The organism is Pseudomonas sp. PA-1-6B (assembly GCF_021609545.1).
GTDB classification, from domain to species: domain Bacteria; phylum Pseudomonadota; class Gammaproteobacteria; order Pseudomonadales; family Pseudomonadaceae; genus Aquipseudomonas; species Aquipseudomonas fluorescens_BV.
On the sequence record NZ_WJZM01000122.1, the window covers coordinates 1 to 1,567 of the forward strand.

Below are 1,567 nucleotides of genomic sequence, written 5' to 3' on the forward strand. Positions count from 1 at the left end.
ACGGCGGTACGGTGTCGGTGGAGTACACACCGATGTACACCACAGACAGCATCAAGGTGACGATGGTGGGCACGGCCGGAGCGGGTTCTCCGGTGATCCCGGCCAAGAATGGGGTAGCGACGGGCAAAGCCACGTTCGATATTACCAAGGCCGCGATTGCCGCCAACGTGTTTTCTTACAACACTAAGTTCACCCTTAAGTACGACGTGACCCGCAACGGCAAGGTTGTATCGTCCCAGGTGTTGACGGTGACGGTGACGCCGATTCCGGCAACCGTGCTGGACAATACTATTGTCCGTATCAATGAGGCGGACCCGCAAACCAAAATATTGGATCTTTCAAGCGATACGGCGAATAGGACAATTCGGATCGGCACCTGGCCGTTTATCACTTCTGGTTCAGAGGTATATCTTGAACTCCGAGGTGTTTCGGGGGGAGCCCCTTTTAATCTTAAAATTTGGAATGGTGGCAGCTCGAAGGTGAATCCAACGTGGGTCAGCCAAGGGTGGTGGGAAGTTACTTTAAGTTATGAATTTTTCTTGAAGAAATTGGACCTTAACACCCTTCTTCAAATGAATTTCAGCACGAAACTTACTTCTGATCATATCGGTAGACTTTACTTTCCACATGCACTGTATTTTCTTGTTAAACCCGCCACTTTTTATGATCTTACGACATTTAATAATTATAGTATGAATGGCTGGAGTATGTCTTTTGGCCAATCAGCTGAAGTTAAATTGCTAGAGGGTAATTATTACTTGGACCTGGGGCTGAAGCGCGATTCCACTTATAGAGTAAGGCTGGATAAATACTATAGCAATTTGCAGCCCGGCAGGAGGTATAGTTTCTCGTTTGAAGTGAAACGCGTCAGTTCCAATTACATTGCGACGGTGCTAGTGGAGGATGCGCAATATAAGGCATATCATACTAATCTGGGGGCGTGGTTCATATATATTGGGACCTTTACCGCGGGAACACAATCTTCAGGAAAATCTATACGCGTTTCGCTGGTATTTGATACAGACGACGCCAATCTTGGTTCTTTACAAATTGATAATATTTACCTGCATCTTTTATGATGATAGGGAGGGTGATGCGGGGCAGGCTTATTTAAAGATAAGTCTGCTCCGTATGTTTCTTGATATGAATGGCGTAAGGGGCAGTCTTATCGAAATTTAAGAGAGGGCAAGTGATTTATTAATCAGTGTCATGGCAGTGCGGTACAGTTTTATTCAAAATAATTCTGTTTCGTATGCTCTCAATTTGTTACGGGTCAGCCTGTTTCGCCCCGGTGGCGAAGACAAAGACAGTCTGCCCGGCCACCAGAGGCTGGTGATTGCCATAGGTATCTACACAACTTCGGCGCGCCGCTGGACCTGTGGCGAGGGAGCTTGCTCCCGGGACGGACTGACAACCGACGCTGATCGAGCTGACGCACCGCGATCCAAATGTGGGAGCTGGCTTGCCTGCGAAGACGGCCTGACAGTCAACACAGTTGGACCGTGTACATATCCATTCCTGCGGTAACGGCCACTTAGGGTTCCGCCCTGACGGCGGCTCACTTTCG

At 48.4% G+C, this 1,567-nt stretch carries 1 protein-coding gene; it reads left to right on the plus strand.

Going from position 1 to position 1,567, the window contains the following annotated elements; genetic code table 11:
- On the plus strand, nt 1-1,079 hold a 1,079-nt coding region (locus tag GIV35_RS27175), incomplete at its 5' end, for a carbohydrate binding domain-containing protein (protein WP_236265974.1).
- Nucleotides 1,080-1,567 lie beyond the last annotated feature (488 nt).